The sequence below is a fragment of the Marinobacterium lutimaris genome, assembly GCF_900108065.1.
In the GTDB taxonomy this organism is placed as follows: domain Bacteria; phylum Pseudomonadota; class Gammaproteobacteria; order Pseudomonadales; family Balneatricaceae; genus Marinobacterium_D; species Marinobacterium_D lutimaris.
Window position 1 is genome coordinate 290,363 of record NZ_FNVQ01000004.1, and the last position, 17,617, is coordinate 307,979.

Sequence of the window (17,617 nt, forward strand, 5' to 3'; positions counted from 1 at the left end):
GGAATTTTAATCAATTCCGACCCAAGACGTCAAATTTTGAGCAGTTTTTACTCAGTGTCGTTGATAGAAGCGTTCAGAGCCTCGGTCAGAGCCTGCTGAACTTCTTCTGCGCTGACAGTAACGCCTTCACCGCTCTGGGTAGCACGCTTGCGCTTACGCTCGTTGTGATACGCCAGACCAGTACCGGCCGGGATCAGACGACCCACGACCACGTTTTCTTTCAGACCACGCAGGTAGTCTTTCTTACCGGTTACCGCACCTTCGGTCAGTACGCGGGTTGTCTCCTGGAAGGAGGCCGCGGAGATGAAGGACTCGGTCGCCAGAGATGCCTTGGTGATACCCAGCAGGACACGGTCGAACTTGGCCGGCATTTTGCCGTCGGCTTCCAGCCTTTCGTTCTCTTCCAGTACCGCTGCGTACTCAACCTGCTCACCCTGGATCAGGCTGGAATCGCCGGTTTCGGTGATCTCAACCTTGCGCAGCATCTGACGAACGATCGTTTCGATGTGCTTGTCGTTGATGCCTACGCCCTGCAGACGGTAAACGTCCTGGATCTCGCTGACGATGTAGTTGGCCAGAGCCGGCACACCCAGTACACGCAGGATATCGTGAGCGTTGGACGGGCCATCAGAGATAACCTCACCCTTCTCAACGGTTTCACCTTCGAATACGTTCAGGTTACGCCATTTCTGGATCATCGTTTCATGCGGATCAGATCCGTCAGTCGGCGTGATCACGATGCGGCGCTTGCCTTTAGTTTCCTTGCCGAAGGTAACGGTACCGGAGACTTCCGCCAGTACGGCAGACTCTTTCGGCTTACGCGCTTCAAACAGGTCAGCAACTCGCGGCAGACCACCGGTGATGTCCTTGTTGACCGTGCCTTCCTGAGGCAGACGCGCCAGGATGTCACCGATCTGTACTTCAGCGTTGTCGTTCAGGGTAACGATGGACTTGGCCGGCAGCAGATACTGCGCAGGCATTTCGGTACCCGCCAGGAACACATCATTGCCGTTCGCGTCGACCAGCTTGATCATCGGACGGATATCTTTACCCGCCTGCGGACGATCCTTCGCATCGAGAACCTCGATGGTGGACAGGCCGGTCAGCTCATCTGTCTGACGCTTGATGGTGATACCGTCTTCCATACCCACGAACTGCAGGCGACCAGCCACCTCGGTGATGATCGGGTGGGTGTGCGGGTCCCAGTTCGCCACGATGGCGCCAGGCTCAACGAAGTTACCGTCGCGCACCTTGATGATCGCACCGTACGGCAGCCTGTAGCGCTCACGCTCACGGCCGTGCTCGTCGGTCACACCCAGCTCACCGGAGCGGGAAGTCGCCACGATGGTGCTGTCGGTACGTTCTACGTACTTCAGGTTATGCAGACGTACGGTACCGCCGTTCTTGACCTGGATGCTGTCAACGGCTGCAGCTCGTGACGCCGCACCACCGATGTGGAACGTACGCATGGTCAGCTGTGTACCCGGCTCACCGATGGACTGTGCAGCGATAACACCGACAGATTCACCGATGTTCACCTGGTGACCGCGACCGAGGTCACGACCGTAACAGGCGGAACAGATACCGTGACGGGACTGACAGGTAATCGGAGAACGTACTTTGATCTCATCGATACTGCTGTACGCTTCTTCGTTTTCGAGACGCGCAACCCAGGCTTCGTCGATCAGTGTTCCGGCCGGAATCAGCGTGTCGTCACCGGCAGGTGTCAGCACATCGTCAGCAACGACTCGACCCAGCACTCGCTCACCCAGCGGTATAACGATATCGCCGCCCTCGATCATCGGCTGCACGACCATGCCTTCGTCGGTGCCGCAATCGACTTCGGTGATAACTACGTCCTGTGCCACGTCAACGAGACGACGGGTCAGGTAACCGGAGTTCGCTGTCTTCAGTGCGGTATCCGCCAGACCCTTACGAGCACCGTGGGTCGAGATGAAGTACTGGAGTACGTTCAGACCTTCACGGAAGTTCGCCACGATCGGCGTTTCGATGATGGAGCCGTCCGGCTTCGCCATCAGACCACGCATACCCGCCAGCTGACGGATCTGGGCGGCGCTACCACGGGCACCGGAGTCGGCCATCATGTAGACGGAGTTGAAAGACTCCTGCTCTACGGCGACGCCTTCAGAGTTGGTGACCAGATCGACCTTCAGGTTGTCCATCATCTTCTTGGCCAGCACTTCGTTCGCGCGGGACCAGATATCCACAACCTTGTTGTACTTCTCGCCCTGGGTTACCAGGCCGTCACCGAACTGACGCTCGATCTCTTTAACTTCAGCATCGGCTTCAGCGATGATGCCAACCTTCTCGTCAGGGATAACGAAGTCGTTAACACCGATGGAAGCACCAGACACGGTTGCCTGACGGAAGCCCATGTACATCAGCTGGTCAGCAAAGATAACAGTATCTTTCAGACCGCAGCGACGGTACGCCTCGTTCAGCAGGCGGGAGATCGCCTTCTTCTTCATCGCCTGGTTGACCAGCTCGAACGGCAGGCCAGCCGGAACGATATCGAACAGCATGGCACGACCAACGGTGGTCTCCTGCAGGCCGTAACGCTTCTCGACGTTACCTTCGATATCGCGAATGGTTTCGTGGATACGTACTTTGACACGCGCCTGCAGGTGAACCTGGCCGGCGCCGTAGGCACGCTGAATTTCCTTGATGTCGGAGAACACCATACCTTCGCCCTGAGCAGCAACGCGCTCACGGGTCATGTAGTACAGACCCAGTACCACGTCCTGGGACGGTACGATGATCGGCTCACCGTTCGCAGGCGACAGGATGTTGTTGGTAGACATCATCAGTGCACGCGCTTCAAGCTGAGCTTCGATGGTCAGCGGCACGTGAACGGCCATCTGGTCACCGTCGAAGTCGGCGTTGTACGCAGCACACACCAGCGGGTGCAGCTGGATCGCCTTACCTTCGATCAGTACCGGCTCAAACGCCTGGATACCGAGACGGTGCAGGGTCGGTGCACGGTTCAGCAGAACCGGGTGCTCGCGGATAACTTCGTCGAGGATATCCCATACCAGCGGTTCTTCGCGCTCAACCATCTTCTTGGCAGCTTTGATGGTGGTGGCGTAGCCACGCAGTTCAAGCTTGGAGAAGATGAACGGCTTGAACAGCTCGAGCGCCATTTTCTTCGGCAGACCGCACTGGTGCAGACGCAGGTACGGACCGACCACGATGACGGAACGACCGGAGTAGTCAACACGCTTACCGAGCAGGTTCTGACGGAAACGACCCTGCTTACCCTTGATCATGTCAGCCAGGGATTTCAGCGGGCGCTTGTTGGAACCGGTAATAGCACGACCGCGACGGCCGTTATCCAGCAGCGCATCAACAGATTCCTGCAGCATACGCTTCTCGTTACGCACGATGATATCCGGCGCATTGAGGTCGAGCAGACGCTTCAGACGGTTGTTACGGTTGATAACGCGACGATACAGATCGTTCAGGTCAGAGGTCGCAAAACGACCGCCATCCAGCGGTACCAGCGGACGCAGATCAGGCGGCAGTACCGGCAGCACTTCCATGATCATCCACTGCGGATCGTTGCCGGACTTGTGGAAAGCCTCGATCAGCTTCAGACGCTTGGACAGCTTCTTGATCTTGGTTTCAGAGTTGGTCTGCGGAATCTCTTCCCGCATACGCTGGATCTCTTCTTCCAGATCGATGGAAACCAGCAGCTCCTTGATCGCCTCGGCACCCATACGGGCGTCAAATTCGTCACCGAACTCTTCCAGGGATTCAAAGTACTGTTCGTCGTTGAGCATCTGGCCACGCTCAAGCGTAGTCATGCCCGGGTCAATTACGACGAAGGATTCGAAGTACAGCACACGCTCGATATCACGCAGCGTCATATCCAGCATCAGACCGATACGGGACGGCAGTGACTTCAGGAACCAGATGTGCGCAACAGGAGAAGCCAGCTCGATATGACCCATGCGCTCACGACGCACTTTGGTCATGGTCACTTCGACGCCACACTTCTCACAGATAACACCGCGGTGCTTCATGCGCTTGTACTTACCGCACAGGCACTCGTAGTCCTTGATCGGGCCAAAGATCTTGGCACAGAACAGACCATCGCGCTCAGGCTTGAACGTACGGTAGTTGATGGTCTCCGGCTTTTTAACTTCACCGTAAGACCAGGAACGGATCATCTCCGGCGAGGCCAGCGAGATTCGAATGGAATCGAACTCGTCGGACGGGCCCTGGGACTTCAGCAGATTCAGCAGATCTTTCATTGTCTATAGCTCCTACGCGGAGTTCTCAGCGCCGGTATTCCCCGCGACTGGGGAACACCGGCTGGTGATCGTTAGGGACTTACTCGCTCTCAAGCTCGATATCGATACCGAGAGAGCGGATCTCCTTGATCAACACGTTGAACGATTCCGGCATACCCGGTTCCATTCTGTGATCGCCATCGACGATGTTCTTGTACATCTTCGTACGGCCGTTCACATCGTCCGACTTCACGGTCAGCATCTCCTGCAGAGTGTAGGCCGCGCCGTATGCTTCCAGCGCCCAGACCTCCATCTCACCGAAGCGCTGGCCACCGAACTGCGCCTTACCACCCAGCGGCTGCTGGGTAACCAGGCTGTAGGAACCGGTAGAACGCGCGTGCATCTTGTCGTCGACCAGGTGGTTCAGCTTCAGCATGTACATGTAGCCAACGGTGGTCTTACGGTCGAACTGATCGCCCGTGCGGCCGTCGTAAAGCTGGAACTGACCGGAATCATCCAGATCAGCCAGACGCAGCAGCGCCTTGATTTCAGCCTCTTTGGCACCGTCAAATACCGGAGTTGCCAGCGGTACACCACGCTTGAGGTTCTTCGCAAGATCCAGAACCTCTTCATCGGAGAAGCTGTCCAGCGCTTCCTTGCGGGAGCACTCCAGTTCACCGTGAACGCCGTTGTAGATCTCGCCGAGGAAACCACGCACTTCCTGCACGGTTTCAGCCTTGGCGCGCTCTTTGTCCAGCATCACGTTGATCTTGCGACCCAGACCGGTAGCAGCCATACCCAGGTGGGTTTCCAGGATCTGACCGACGTTCATACGGGACGGTACACCCAGCGGGTTCAGCACGATATCCACAGGCTCGCCATGCTCGTCGTACGGCATGTCTTCAACCGGCATGATAACGGAGATAACACCCTTGTTACCGTGACGACCGGCCATCTTATCACCCGGCTGTACGCGACGCTTGGTAGCCACGTAAACCTTGACGATTTTCAGTACGCCCGGCGCCAGGTCGTCGCCAGTCTGCAGCTTGCGCTTCTTGTCTTCGAAACGCTTGTCCAGGTTCTCGCTACGCTCTTCCAGCTGCTTCTGAGCCAGTTCCAGCATCTCCTGAGCGGACTCGTCCGCTACACGGATCTTGAACCAGTCAGACTTCTTCAGAGTGTGCAGGAACTCGGAGGTGATCTCGTCACCCTTCTTCAGACCCGCGCCACCGTCAGCCTTCAGGCCAACCAGGGTGCGTTCGAGACGCTCGAATACTGCCTGCTCAACGATACGCAGCTCTTCGTTGAGGTCCTTGCGGATAGCATCCAGCTCGGACTTCTCGATGGAGAGCGCACGCTCGTCCTTGGCAACACCGTCACGGGTGAAGACCTGAACGTCGATAACCTTACCCAGGGTACCGGTCTTGACGCGCAGGGAGGTGTCCTTAACGTCGGACGCCTTCTCACCGAAGATCGCACGCAGCAGTTTCTCTTCCGGAGTCAGCTGGGTTTCACCCTTCGGCGTTACCTTACCAACCAGGATGTCGCCCGGGCCTACTTCAGCACCGATGTGAACAATGCCGGACTCGTCGAGTTTAGCCAGCGCCGCTTCACCGACGTTCGGGATATCGGAGGTGATCTCCTCAGGCCCCAGCTTGGTGTCACGCGCCACACAGGTCAGTTCCTGAATGTGGATCGTGGTGAAACGGTCTTCCTGAACCACACGCTCAGAGATGAGGATGGAGTCCTCGAAGTTGTAACCGTTCCACGGCATGAACGCGATACGCATGTTCTGACCCAGGGCCAGCTCACCCATATCAACGGACGGGCCGTCAGCCATCACGTCGCCACGCTGCACGGTTTCACCAGGACGCACGATGGCGCGCTGGTTGATGCAGGTGTTCTGGTTGGAGCGGGTGTACTTGGTCAGGTTGTAGATGTCGACACCAGCGTCGCCAGCTTCAACTTCTTCATCGTGCACACGCACAACCACACGGCTGGCGTCGACAGACTCGATCACACCACCACGACGGGCAACGACACAGACACCGGAGTCCTGAGCCACGTTACGCTCAAGGCCAGTACCTACCAGCGGCTTCTCGGCGCGCAGTGTCGGTACAGCCTGACGCTGCATGTTGGAACCCATCAATGCACGGTTCGCGTCATCGTGTTCCAGGAACGGGATCAGAGAGGCCGCAACAGATACCACCTGACGCGGAGATACGTCCATGTACTGGACCTTCTCTTTCGGCGTCACGGTGAATTCGTTCATGTGACGGACCGCTACCAGCTCGTCGGTCAGTTCCATCTGCTCGTTCATTGCAGCGGAAGCCTGAGCGATAACGTACTTGCTCTCTTCGATCGCAGACAGGTAGTCGATTTCGTCGGTAACCTTGCCATCGATAACGCGACGGTACGGAGTCTCAAGGAAGCCGTAGTCGTTGGTACGCGCAAACACTGCCAGCGAGTTGATCAGACCGATGTTCGGACCTTCAGGCGTCTCGATAGGACATACGCGACCGTAGTGAGTCGGGTGTACGTCTCGAACCTCGAAGCCCGCACGCTCACGGGTCAAACCACCCGGGCCCAGTGCAGAGACACGACGCTTGTGCGTGATCTCGGACAGCGGGTTGTTCTGGTCCATGAACTGGGACAGCTGGGAGGAACCAAAGAACTCTTTGATTGCCGCAGCGACCGGCTTGGCGTTGATCAGATCCTGGGGCATCAGGTTGTCGGCTTCTGCCATGGACAGACGCTCGCGAACCGCACGCTCAACACGGACCAGACCGACACGGAACTGGTTCTCAGCCATTTCACCGACGGAACGGATACGACGGTTACCCAGGTGGTCGATATCATCGACAACGCCCTGACCGTTACGGATCTCGATCAACGTCTTCATGACCGCCAGGATGTCATCCTTGTCCAGGATGCCGGAACCGGTCTCTTCAGCACGGCCCAGACGGCGGTTGAACTTCATGCGACCTACCGCAGACAGATCGTAACGCTCTTCAGAGAAGAACAGGTTCTCGAACAGACCTTCCGCGGACTCTTTAGTCGGCGGCTCGCCCGGACGCATCATGCGATAGATTTCGACCAACGCTTCCAGCTGGTTGCGGGTCGGGTCGATACGCAGGGTATCGGAGATAAATGGACCACAGTCGAGATCGTTGGTGTACAGAGTCTCGAGGCGATCGATGCCAGCGGCCTGGATCTTGGCGATCAGGTCTTCGGTCACTTCGGTGTTGCACGGAGCGAACACTTCACCGGTAGACGGATCGATCAGATCTTTAGCCAGGGCTTTGCCGATCAGGTATTCAGCCGGAGTATTCAGCTGCTGCATACCCGCCTGCTGCATCTGGCGGATGTGGCGCGGAGTGATACGACGACCCGCTTCCACAATGGTCTTGCCTTCAGGATCCTTGATCTCGAAGGTCATGGTCTCACCGCGCAGACGCTCAGGGATCAGATCCATCCAGATCTGATCGCCTTCCAGGGTCCAGCCGGTGTTCTCAAAGAACGTCTCGAGGATCTCTTCAGCCTGGTAGCCGAGTGCGCGCAGCAGGATAGTTGCCGGCAGCTTACGGCGACGGTCGATACGAACGAACAGAGCGTCCTTCGGATCGAACTCGAAGTCCAGCCAGGAACCGCGATACGGAATAATTCGTGCGGAGTAAAGCAGCTTGCCAGACGAGTGGGTCTTACCCTTGTCATGGTCAAAGAATACACCCGGTGAACGGTGCAGCTGCGATACGATAACTCGCTCGGTACCGTTTACAACGAAGGTACCGTTTTCAGTCATCAGGGGCATTTCGCCCATGTAGACTTCCTGCTCTTTGATATCTTTGATCGCCTTGGTGGAGGAATCACGATCGTAGATAATCAGGCGTACTTTTACGCGCAGCGGAGCAGCATAGGTCACACCACGCTGTTGACATTCATTGACGTCAAAAACGGGTTCACCGAGGCGGTAACCGGCGTATTCCAGCGCTGCGTTTCCGGAATAGGAAACGATCGGGAATACAGAATTGAATGCAGCGTGCAGCCCTTCGTCCTTGCGCCCCTGCGCCTGGTCGGAGCCCGCTTGCAGAAACTTGCGGTAAGAATCGAGCTGAATCGCAAGCAGATATGGCACATCCATGACCTGCGGCAGCTTACCGAAATTCTTACGTATGCGTTTCTTCTCAGTGTATGAATAAGCCATCAGTGTTCCCCAGCATGTGCACCTAGGTTGAGAAGCCAGCCGCCGAATGGCGGGCTGTTATACCGTTAAATTTGTTGTCTACAAATAACGGAAAAAGGCCGGTGGCATTTCGCCACCAGCCATACGTCGTTAAGCAGTATTACGCTGCTTGCAACGCATCAAAGCGATTACTTGAGCTCAACAGTAGCGCCGGCTTCTTCCAGTGCTTTCTTGAGTTCTTCAGCTTCTTCTTTAGAAGCGCCTTCTTTGATGGTGGCCGGAGCGCCGTCAACCATCTCTTTCGCTTCTTTCAGGCCCAGGCCGGTAGCGCCACGGACAGCCTTGATGACGTTGACTTTCTTGTCGCCGGCAGCAGCCAGGATTACGTCGAATTCAGTCTGCTCTTCAGCAGCCGCACCAGCTTCAGCCGGGCCAGCAACTACTGCAGCTGCAGCAGAAACACCGAATTTTTCTTCCATTGCAGAAACCAGTTCTACAACGTCCATGACAGACATTTCAGCGATAGCGTTGATGATATCTTCTTTAGACAGAGACATTTCTTAAATCCTATAAACGTGCGTTAAATCGTGAAGGGACGCGCCTCGTACTTATATAAGTACCGATTACGCGGCCGCTCCTTCTTTTTGATCGCGAACAGCAGCCAAAGTACGTACAAGCTTGCCGGCAGCTGCTTCTTTCATGCAGCTCATCAGCTTCGCCAGTGCCTCGTCGTAAGTCGGCAGGCTAGCCAGTACGTTGATGTCCACAACTGCGCCTTCGAAGGCAGCAGCTTTCAGCTCGAGCTTCTCATTGCCTTTAGCAAAGTCTTTCAGGATGCGAGCGCCAGCGCCCGGGTGCTCCTGAGAGAAAGCAATGATAGTCGGACCGACGAAAGTGCCAGACAGACACTCGTAATCGGTGCCTTCAACTGCACGACGTGCCAGGGTGTTACGAACGACTTTCAGCCATACACCGTTGTCACGCGCCTGCTTACGCAGAGCAGTCATATCGCCCACTTCAACGCCACGGGAATCCGCAACGACAGCAGAGAGCGCATTCTTGGCAGCTTCCTGGACTTCAGCGACGATCGCTTTTTTGTCTTCGAGTCCTAATGCCACAATTTACTCCTGGATTGAGTCTTTCGACTTATTACCAACCACCCCGCTTACGCGAGGTTGAGTACGGTGGTCTCGATTCACGCGTGAATCACACCGTCTGCGCAGGCTGGTTGGCCCATTAAGGCAGATACTGCAAGCAGCTCTGCCACCTGCGGTCTTTGACGGCCTTCGTCTCTGTCACAGAGGTCACGAAGACCCTCAAAAAACCTTTATAGAGCCCGCCGCGCGGCAGGCCCAAACATCGATCAAACGGACAGTGAGCCCTGATCGACGAGAAGGCCCGGTCCCATAGTGGTAGACAGGGTAACCTTCTTCAGATAAACACCTTTAGCGCTGGACGGCTTGAGCTTTTTCAGGTCAGCGATCAGGGCTTCGATGTTCTCTTTAACTGCTACTTCGCTGAAGCCAAGCTTACCAACGGAGCAGTGGATGATACCGTTCTTGTCAGTACGGAAACGTACCTGACCAGCCTTGGCGTTGTTAACTGCAGTAACAACGTCAGGAGTAACGGTACCAACTTTCGGGTTCGGCATCAGGCCGCGGGGACCCAGGATCTGGCCCAGCTGACCGACAACGCGCATCGCGTCCGGAGTCGCGATAACTACGTCGAAGTCCAGGTTGCCAGCCTTAACCTGCTCAGCCAGGTCGTCGAAACCGACGATATCAGCACCAGCAGCTTTGGCTTTCTCAGCGTTTTCACCCTGAGCAAATACAGCAACACGAACGTCTTTACCGGTGCCGTGCGGCAGTACGGTAGAACCACGAACGACCTGGTCGGATTTACGCGGGTCGACACCCAGGTTAACCGCAACATCCAGGGATTCGGTGAACTTAACTGCAGAGACGTCAGCCAGAACTGCTACGGCTTCGTCGATTGAATACAGCTTGCCCGCTTCAACTTTTTCGCGGATCGCCTTCTGGCGCTTAGTCAGCTTAGCCATTACTCATCACCTTCTACAGTCAGACCCATAGCACGCGCGCTACCTGCGATGGTGCGAACAGCAGCATCCATGTCAGCAGCGGTCAGATCCGGCATTTTAACGGTCGCAACTTCTTCCAGCTGAGCACGGGTAACGTGACCCACTTTCTCAGTGTTCGGACGTGCAGAACCGCTTTTCAGGCCTACTGCTTTTTTCAGCAGGATAGACGCCGGCGGAGTCTTGGTGATAAATGTAAAGCTGCGGTCGCTGTATACAGTGATAACGACAGGAATCGGCAGACCCGCTTCCATGCTCTGAGTCTGGGCGTTGAACGCTTTACAGAACTCCATGATGTTAACACCGTGCTGACCCAGAGCCGGACCTACTGGAGGACTCGGGTTAGCCTGACCAGCTTTTACCTGCAGCTTGATGTAAGCATTAATTTTCTTAGCCATTTAAGCTACTCCTGAGGGTGCAAACGCCTTGCGGCTCCCCTTTCTCTCACAACAAGAGGGCGACCGCGCAAACGCGATCACCCTCCCCATTAAATCAACTAGTGATCAAGCCTTCTCGACCTGACCAAACTCCAACTCGACAGGTGTAGAGCGCCCGAAAATAAGCACTGCCACCTGAAGACGGTTTTTCTCGTAATTGACTTCTTCGACCACACCGTTGAAATCTGCGAACGGGCCATCGATAACGCGCACCATTTCGCCAGGTTCGAAGACAGTCTTTGGCCTCGGCTTATCCACACCGCTTTCTACGCGCTGCAGAATTTCGTTAGCCTCTTTTTCGGTAATCGGGGCCGGCTTGTCAGCAGTACCACCGATAAAGCCCAGCACGCGAGGCGTATCTTTCACCAGGTGCCAGGTTTGGTCATTCATGACCATGTTCACAAGTACGTAGCCGGGGTAAAACTTCCGCTCGGACTTACGTTTTTTACCATCACGAATCTCGACCACTTCTTCGGTCGGCACCAGGATATCCCCAAAGAGATCCTGCATTTCGTGACGATTAACGCTTTCGATCAGCGCCTCTTTTACCTTCTTCTCATAGTTGGAGTAGGCATGCACAACGTACCAGCGCTTCTTTTCGGTCTCCATGCTATCTCCTTAGCCTATGACGCCAGACACCAGCCAACCCAGCAGCGAATCCAGACCCCAGAGCAGAAGCCCTACGATCAGCACCGCCACAACAACGATAGCTGTGGTCTGCAGAGTTTCCTGGCGTGTCGGCCAGACTACTTTGCGAATTTCGTTCTTGGCTTCTTTAAAAAGCTGAAAGAACGCACGACCCTTGGCCGTCTGAAAGGCAACAAAACCCGCCACCAGCGCCAGAGCCAGCAGAGCAAGCACGCGATAAAGTAGCGACTCGCCGGAAAATACGGAATTACCGACTACACCTACCGCCACGATTGCAATGACGACAAGCCACTTCAGGGCGTCTAGTTTTGAACCTTCGGAAGTCACTTTGGAATTCACGCTAGGAGCCTCAAAAAGGTGAAAGCTTGCGCTTTACGTGACGCCATCCCAGATAAGGAATGGCAGGCCAGGAGGGAATCGAACCCCCAACCTGCGGTTTTGGAGACCGCTGCTCTGCCAATTGAGCTACTGGCCTACTGCATAATAGGGAGGCACATTATAGGCACCTCCCTAGTGCTTGGCAACACTAAATGTCAGATTAAGCAGTAATTTTTGAAACTACGCCGGCACCAACAGTACGACCACCTTCACGGATAGCGAAGCGCAGACCTTCTTCCATCGCGATCGGGTTGATCAGGGTAACGTTCATCTGGACGTTGTCGCCCGGCATTACCATCTCAACGCCTTCCGGCAGCTCAACCGCACCGGTGATATCGGTAGTACGGAAGTAGAACTGCGGACGGTAGCCTTTGAAGAACGGAGTGTGACGACCGCCTTCTTCTTTGCTCAGTACGTATACTTCGCCTTCGAAGCCAGTGTGCGGAGTGATAGAGCCCGGCTTAGACAGGACCTGACCACGCTCAACTTCGTCACGCTTGGTACCACGCAGCAGCGCACCAACGTTCTCGCCTGCACGACCTTCGTCAAGCAGCTTGCGGAACATTTCAACACCAGTACAGGTAGTAGTCTGGGTATCACGAATACCGACGATCTCGATGGTGTCGCCAGTTTTCAGGATGCCACGCTCGATACGACCGGTAACAACGGTACCACGACCAGAGATAGAGAATACGTCCTCGATCGGCATCAGGAACGGCTGATCGATCGCACGCTCCGGTTCCGGGATGTATTCGTCCAGGGTTTCAACCAGCTTCTTAACAGCGGTAGTACCCATTTCGTTGTCGTCTTCGCCGTTCAGAGCCATCAGCGCAGAACCAACGATGATCGGAGTGTCGTCACCCGGGAAGTCGTAGTTGTCCAGCAGTTCGCGGACTTCCATTTCGACCAGCTCGAGCAGCTCTTCGTCGTCGACCATGTCGGCTTTGTTCAGGAAGACTACGATGTACGGCACGCCAACCTGACGAGACAACAGGATGTGCTCACGAGTCTGCGGCATGGGGCCGTCAGCAGCGGAACATACCAGGATAGCGCCGTCCATCTGAGCAGCACCGGTGATCATGTTCTTGACGTAGTCAGCGTGTCCCGGGCAGTCAACGTGCGCGTAGTGGCGAGTCGGGGACTCGTACTCAACGTGAGAAGTGTTGATGGTGATACCACGATCACGCTCTTCCGGTGCCTTATCGATACCGTCAAACGCAACGGCAGCGCCGCCCCAAACTTCTGAACATACGCGAGTCAGCGCAGCAGTCAGAGTGGTTTTACCATGGTCAACGTGACCGATGGTGCCGACGTTTACGTGCGGCTTGCTACGAGAAAAAGCTTCTTTAGCCATCTGAAGTTCCCAACCTGTTCGGAATGAATACCTGGGTCGCCAAATACGAAAAAGGGTAGACATATCACTATATCTACCCTTCTTAAAACTGGAGCTCATGGGCGGATTTGAACCGCCGACCTCACCCTTACCAAGGGTGTGCTCTACCCCTGAGCTACATGAGCACAACAACGTGTGGAGCGGGTAGCGGGAATCGAACCCGCCTCTTCAGCTTGGAAGGCTGAGGTAATAGCCACTATACCATACCCGCCGAAGCCAGCTGATTTACCACAACTTGCACGGGGTATGCGCATGTTGCAGTAGATGGTGGTGAGGGGTGGATTCGAACCACCGAAGCTCGCGCGTCAGATTTACAGTCTGATCCCTTTGGCCACTCGGGAACCCCACCACTACCACTTCGCTGTCTCAACTGGTGCCGGCACGAGGAGTCGAACCCCGGACCTACTGATTACAAGTCAGTTGCTCTACCAACTGAGCTATACCGGCCTTGGCAGCGAAGTGGGGCGTATCTTACTTATCGCTCCGGGGTGATGCAACCCCTTCGCAACCATTTTTTTCAACTTTTATTCCAGGCCAGGTTCTAAGCACAAGTTGTTTGATTTCACTGGATATTTCGTAACCAGCCAAATGACTCACACGAACCTCCCAGCGACCTCGCTCAGCGGTCTGTTCCAGCACCCGGGTACGCGCGCCGATATCAGCCGGAAGCTGCTGACGCACAGCATCCAGCGCCGCCCGGTTATCGAAACTGCCGAACGACAGATTCGCTCCGCGACTTTCCGGCACCCAGCCCTGCTGGGCCAGCTCATCCAGCAAGGCGATGCGTCTTGCCGAATCCGCCGGCAAGGGTAGCACCAGCCGCCAGCCAACCACTTCCGCTGGCAGAGGCGACGCCTGTGCCGTCACTGGTTCGGGCTCCAGCATACGCAGCAGACGTTGCGCCTCCGACTCGGAGCTTAACGACGTATAGTCGAAACAGACGCGCTCACGGGCCGGCAGCCTGTCGCCGGCATCCAGCTCGTTAAGCAAGCGTAGATCCCCAACCGCCACATCGGCATTATCCGCGGCCACCGGCGCCGCCGCCTGGCGCTGGGCATACCAGAAAAACAGCAGCGCATTGGCCAGCAAAAGCAGCAGAAAAAACCAGCGTACGATCATACCGAGCCCCCCAGCGAATGGGCCAAACCATCCAGCACCAGGTCGGGATGCCACTCCCCCCTATCGGCAAGACGATGAAACAGGGCACCATCGCCACCGGTGACAAAAAGCCTCTCCCCGGGCGCCAGGCTTTTAAGCACCCGCTGCACCAGCGCATCGAACATAAAGTCAGAACCCCTTGTTACCGCATCGCTGGTGCACTTGCCGGGGGATGGGTCAAAACCCTCGGCAGGACGATCCACAAACACCCTGGCCGTGTTTTCCAGCAGAGCGGAACTCAACAGGCGCATTCCGGGCAGGATATAGCCGCCACGATGTTCACCTGAGTCATCAAGATAATCCACGGTGATCGCACTGCCGCAGTCCACGATACAGCAGGCACTACCCGCCTTATCCCAGGCCGCAAGCATCACCAACCAGCGATCCACCCCCATCAGAGAGGGCTGGGCGTAACTGTTCTTAACCCCGGCACAGGCAGCGACGGTACGTGCAAACAGGGGCGATGGCAGGCCGGCCTCAACGATATAACCGGCAAGTTCGAGATTAAAAGATTCATCGGCCACCGAGGCGACATGGACGGATTCGACCGATTCGAGAACTTTAAAGCTGAGTGCTGAAAGAGTGTCCACCGCAATACGGGCCGATGCACTTGGCAACTGATCCGGCAACTGACCCGGCTCTCGCAGGCGCCACTTCAGAAAGCTGTTGCCGACGTCGATCTCTAGAATCATTCCATTGCCCTGAGGCTGACCTCGCCACCGTAATAACTGCGTATCTGCCCGCCACTTTCAAGCAGCAGCGCGCCACTTTCATCGACTCCCCGGCAGATACCATCGACCTCATCCTGGCCGCTGATCAGACGGATACGACTATCACGGTGCGCATTGGCCTCCTGCCACTCCTCGCGCAGGGCGCCAAAGCCATCCCGCTCAAAGCTATCCAGGGTTTCGAGCAATTCCTCGACCAGCACCGCCAGCAGCGCATTGCGCCCCGGATGGTTATCGGTCAGGGAAGCGACATCAACAAACGGCTGAGTGACCTTGTCTGCCTGCGCAGCCGGCATCGATACATTCACCCCGACCCCGATCACCACCTGGCATTCGCCGGCCGCATCGCCGCTGATCTCAATCAGAATGCCCGCGAGCTTGCGTCCATCGCTGAGCAGATCATTGGGCCACTTCAGCTGCACGCCGTTAACGCCAACCCTGGCAAGGCCGCGCCGCAGCGCCACCCCTACAGCGAGACTCAATCCCTCCAGCGCCGCAACACCGGCGGAAAAGCGCCAGGCCAGGGAGAAACAAAGATTGGCAGCATAGGGACTGACCCAGTCACGTCCACGCCGGCCACGCCCCTTGGCCTGATACTCCGCCGCAAACAGGCCTGAGCGACAACCACGGTTCAGCGCCTGCAGCGCCAGCACGTTGGTCGAGGCCACTTCACCCTCAAACACCACCTCTTCGAGTCGATCACTGGCGGGCGAGGAGAGCTGATCGCTAAAACGTTCCAGATCGAGAAGATCAAGGCCTGCAGGTATACGGTAACCCCGTCCCTTAACGCTATACACCTCTATACCGAGCATCTCAATACGCTGAATCTGCTTCCACACCGCTGAGCGGCTTACACCCAGCGCCTCCCCCAGTTCACGCCCGGAGTGAAAAGCGCCATCGGCCATCAGGTTCAACAGTTTGGTTAACGACATCAGTTGTTACGCTCCAGCACGATAAAGCTGTAGTCATAGGGGTTAGTGTCACTGGCGGAAAAGTCTTCACGCCCCACTTCACGCCACTCATCAGTTGTGAGCTCCGGGAAGTAGGCATCACCCTCAACCGACGCGTGCACCTGGGTCAGATACAGGCGCTGAGTCTGCGGCAGCATCTGCCGGTAGATCTCGGCACCGCCCATCACCACCGCCTCATCAACACCATCGATCTCTGCCTGGGCCGCAGCATGTTCCAGCGCCTGATCCAGGGAGGCAGTCACTACCACGCCCGACACCTGCCAATCGGCATCCCGGGTAACGACGATATTGCAGCGCCCCGGCAGCGGCCGGCCGATCGATTCATAGGTCTTACGCCCCATGATGATCGGCTTGCCCAGGGTCACGCGCTTGAAGTATTTCAGGTCTTCCGGCAGGTACCAGGGCAGTTTGTTGTCATTGCCGATAACGCGATTCTCGGCCTGGGCGACGATCATAGCCAGTTTCATGCGATCTCCTTGATGAACACGCCTTTCATGAACAAGCCTCAGATCGAAATCGGGGCACGGATGACCGGAGCGGGATCGTAATCCAGCACCTCAAAATCATCGAATTCATAGTCAAAAATCGTCGCGGGACGACGCTTGATGCGCAGCTTCGGCAGCGGGCGAGGCTCACGGGAGAGCTGCTCCTGCACGATACTCTCATCGTTCAGGTGATTGGCGTACAGATGCAGGTCACCAAAAGTCAGCACGAACTCGCCCACATCCAGATCACACTGCTGCGCCACCATATGGGTCAGCAACGCATAGCTGGCGATATTGAACGGCACACCAAGGAAGTAATCCGCACTGCGCTGATACAGCTGGCAACTGAGGCGTCCGTTGGCCACATAGAACTGGAACAGGGTATGACAGGGAGGTAATGCCGCCTTGCCGTTACGCACGTTTTCCTGCGGGCTGACCGACTCGTCCGGCAGATCAGCCGGATTCCAGCCGCTGACGATCAAACGGCGGGAGTTCGGGTTGCGCCTGATCTGTTCAATCAAGCTGGAGATCTGATCGATGGTGGAACCGTCCGGGCAGGACCAGGAGCGCCACTGTTTGCCGTAGATAGGCCCCAGGTCGCCATCCTCCAATGCCCACTCATCCCAGATGGTAACGCCGTGCTCGTTGAGCCAGTTGTTATCGGTGTTGCCGTCGAGGAACCAGAGCAGCTCATAGATGATCGACCGCAGATGCACTTTCTTGGTGGTCAGCAGGGGAAAGCCCTGCTGGAGATCAAAACGCAGCTGACGCCCAAACAACGAACGCGTACCTGTACCGGTACGGTCGCCCTTGTCGACGCCCTGCTCCACTATTTCGCGCATCAAATCGAGGTATTGTTGCATACAGCCTTTTCTTTAAATCCGAGTA

14 protein-coding genes and 5 tRNA genes are annotated in these 17,617 nt (G+C 56.3%); all 19 read right to left on the reverse strand.

Annotation, left to right across the window (positions count from 1 at the left end; translation table 11 throughout):
* Positions 1-47: 47 nt before the first annotated feature.
* A complete protein-coding gene (gene rpoC, locus C4S72_RS18450; protein ID WP_104004654.1) occupies positions 48-4,274 on the reverse strand; it encodes a DNA-directed RNA polymerase subunit beta' in 4,227 nt (1,408 codons plus the stop codon).
* 79 nt (positions 4,275-4,353) lie between these two features.
* Positions 4,354-8,457, reverse strand: a complete 4,104-nt coding sequence (gene rpoB / locus C4S72_RS18455) for a DNA-directed RNA polymerase subunit beta (protein WP_104004655.1) — start codon at positions 8,455-8,457, stop codon at positions 4,354-4,356.
* A gap of 167 nt (positions 8,458-8,624) precedes the next feature.
* Entirely contained in the window at positions 8,625-8,993 is a 369-nt protein-coding gene (gene rplL, locus C4S72_RS18460) for a 50S ribosomal protein L7/L12 (protein WP_104004656.1), read from the reverse strand.
* A gap of 66 nt (positions 8,994-9,059) precedes the next feature.
* Complete coding sequence (gene rplJ, locus C4S72_RS18465; protein ID WP_104004657.1) at positions 9,060-9,554, reverse strand: 50S ribosomal protein L10; 495 nt, start codon at positions 9,552-9,554, stop codon at positions 9,060-9,062.
* Positions 9,555-9,799: 245 nt separating this feature from the next.
* Entirely contained in the window at positions 9,800-10,495 is a 696-nt protein-coding gene (rplA, locus tag C4S72_RS18470) for a 50S ribosomal protein L1 (protein ID WP_104004658.1), read from the reverse strand.
* Positions 10,495-10,929 carry a 50S ribosomal protein L11 gene (rplK, locus tag C4S72_RS18475; protein ID WP_104004659.1) on the reverse strand — a complete coding sequence of 145 codons (435 nt, stop codon included), beginning with the start codon at positions 10,927-10,929 and terminating at the stop codon, positions 10,495-10,497. The genes rplA and rplK overlap by 1 nt, the downstream gene beginning before the upstream one ends.
* Before the next feature lie 105 nt (positions 10,930-11,034).
* Positions 11,035-11,577, reverse strand: a complete 543-nt coding sequence (gene nusG / locus C4S72_RS18480; protein WP_104004660.1) for a transcription termination/antitermination protein NusG — start codon at positions 11,575-11,577, stop codon at positions 11,035-11,037.
* Between the two features lie 9 nt (positions 11,578-11,586).
* Positions 11,587-11,955 (reverse strand): preprotein translocase subunit SecE, encoded by a 369-nt coding sequence (gene secE / locus C4S72_RS18485; RefSeq protein ID WP_104004661.1) that lies wholly within the window; start codon positions 11,953-11,955, stop codon positions 11,587-11,589.
* A 60-nt stretch (positions 11,956-12,015) separates the two neighbouring features.
* A tRNA-Trp gene (locus tag C4S72_RS18490) sits at positions 12,016-12,091 on the reverse strand.
* Positions 12,092-12,154: 63 nt separating this feature from the next.
* Positions 12,155-13,348, reverse strand: coding sequence for an elongation factor Tu (gene tuf / locus C4S72_RS18495; protein WP_104004662.1), 1,194 nt, complete (start codon positions 13,346-13,348; stop codon positions 12,155-12,157).
* Between the two features lie 89 nt (positions 13,349-13,437).
* Positions 13,438-13,512, reverse strand: a tRNA-Thr gene (locus C4S72_RS18500).
* 11 nt (positions 13,513-13,523) lie between these two features.
* Positions 13,524-13,598, reverse strand: a tRNA-Gly gene (locus C4S72_RS18505).
* A 54-nt stretch (positions 13,599-13,652) separates the two neighbouring features.
* A tRNA-Tyr gene (locus tag C4S72_RS18510) sits at positions 13,653-13,736 on the reverse strand.
* Between the two features lie 22 nt (positions 13,737-13,758).
* Positions 13,759-13,834: transfer RNA gene (locus C4S72_RS18515), tRNA-Thr, on the reverse strand.
* A gap of 24 nt (positions 13,835-13,858) precedes the next feature.
* On the reverse strand, positions 13,859-14,506 hold the full coding sequence (locus C4S72_RS18520; protein ID WP_104004663.1) for a hypothetical protein: 648 nt from the start codon (positions 14,504-14,506) through the stop codon (positions 13,859-13,861).
* Complete coding sequence (locus C4S72_RS18525) at positions 14,503-15,237, reverse strand: type III pantothenate kinase (RefSeq protein ID WP_104004664.1); 735 nt, start codon at positions 15,235-15,237, stop codon at positions 14,503-14,505. The genes C4S72_RS18520 and C4S72_RS18525 overlap by 4 nt, the downstream gene beginning before the upstream one ends.
* A complete protein-coding gene (gene birA, locus C4S72_RS18530) occupies positions 15,234-16,205 on the reverse strand; it encodes a bifunctional biotin--[acetyl-CoA-carboxylase] ligase/biotin operon repressor BirA (protein ID WP_104004665.1) in 972 nt (323 codons plus the stop codon). The genes C4S72_RS18525 and birA overlap by 4 nt, the downstream gene beginning before the upstream one ends.
* Positions 16,205-16,711, reverse strand: coding sequence for a dihydrofolate reductase (locus C4S72_RS18535; RefSeq protein ID WP_104004666.1), 507 nt, complete (start codon positions 16,709-16,711; stop codon positions 16,205-16,207). The genes birA and C4S72_RS18535 overlap by 1 nt, the downstream gene beginning before the upstream one ends.
* A 38-nt stretch (positions 16,712-16,749) precedes the next feature.
* Positions 16,750-17,592 carry a thymidylate synthase gene (locus C4S72_RS18540; protein WP_104004667.1) on the reverse strand — a complete coding sequence of 281 codons (843 nt, stop codon included), beginning with the start codon at positions 17,590-17,592 and terminating at the stop codon, positions 16,750-16,752.
* Positions 17,593-17,617: the final 25 nt, after the last annotated feature.

Bases quoted from the DNA above. Each gene is read 5' to 3' on its own strand.
- rplK (WP_104004659.1), bottom strand. From the start codon at position 10,929: ATGGCTAAGAAAATTAATGCTTACATCAAGCTGCAGGTAAAAGCTGGT.
- C4S72_RS18520 (WP_104004663.1), bottom strand. From the start codon at position 14,506: ATGATCGTACGCTGGTTTTTTCTGCTGCTTTTGCTGGCCAATGCGCTG.
- tuf (WP_104004662.1), bottom strand. From the start codon at position 13,348: ATGGCTAAAGAAGCTTTTTCTCGTAGCAAGCCGCACGTAAACGTCGGC.
- rplA (WP_104004658.1), bottom strand. From the start codon at position 10,495: ATGGCTAAGCTGACTAAGCGCCAGAAGGCGATCCGCGAAAAAGTTGAA.
- nusG (WP_104004660.1), bottom strand. From the start codon at position 11,577: ATGGAGACCGAAAAGAAGCGCTGGTACGTTGTGCATGCCTACTCCAAC.
- birA (WP_104004665.1), bottom strand. From the start codon at position 16,205: ATGTCGTTAACCAAACTGTTGAACCTGATGGCCGATGGCGCTTTTCAC.
- C4S72_RS18535 (WP_104004666.1), bottom strand. From the start codon at position 16,711: ATGAAACTGGCTATGATCGTCGCCCAGGCCGAGAATCGCGTTATCGGC.
- rplL (WP_104004656.1), bottom strand. From the start codon at position 8,993: ATGTCTCTGTCTAAAGAAGATATCATCAACGCTATCGCTGAAATGTCT.
- rpoB (WP_104004655.1), bottom strand. From the start codon at position 8,457: ATGGCTTATTCATACACTGAGAAGAAACGCATACGTAAGAATTTCGGT.
- C4S72_RS18525 (WP_104004664.1), bottom strand. From the start codon at position 15,237: ATGATTCTAGAGATCGACGTCGGCAACAGCTTTCTGAAGTGGCGCCTG.
- C4S72_RS18540 (WP_104004667.1), bottom strand. From the start codon at position 17,592: ATGCAACAATACCTCGATTTGATGCGCGAAATAGTGGAGCAGGGCGTC.
- rpoC (WP_104004654.1), bottom strand. From the start codon at position 4,274: ATGAAAGATCTGCTGAATCTGCTGAAGTCCCAGGGCCCGTCCGACGAG.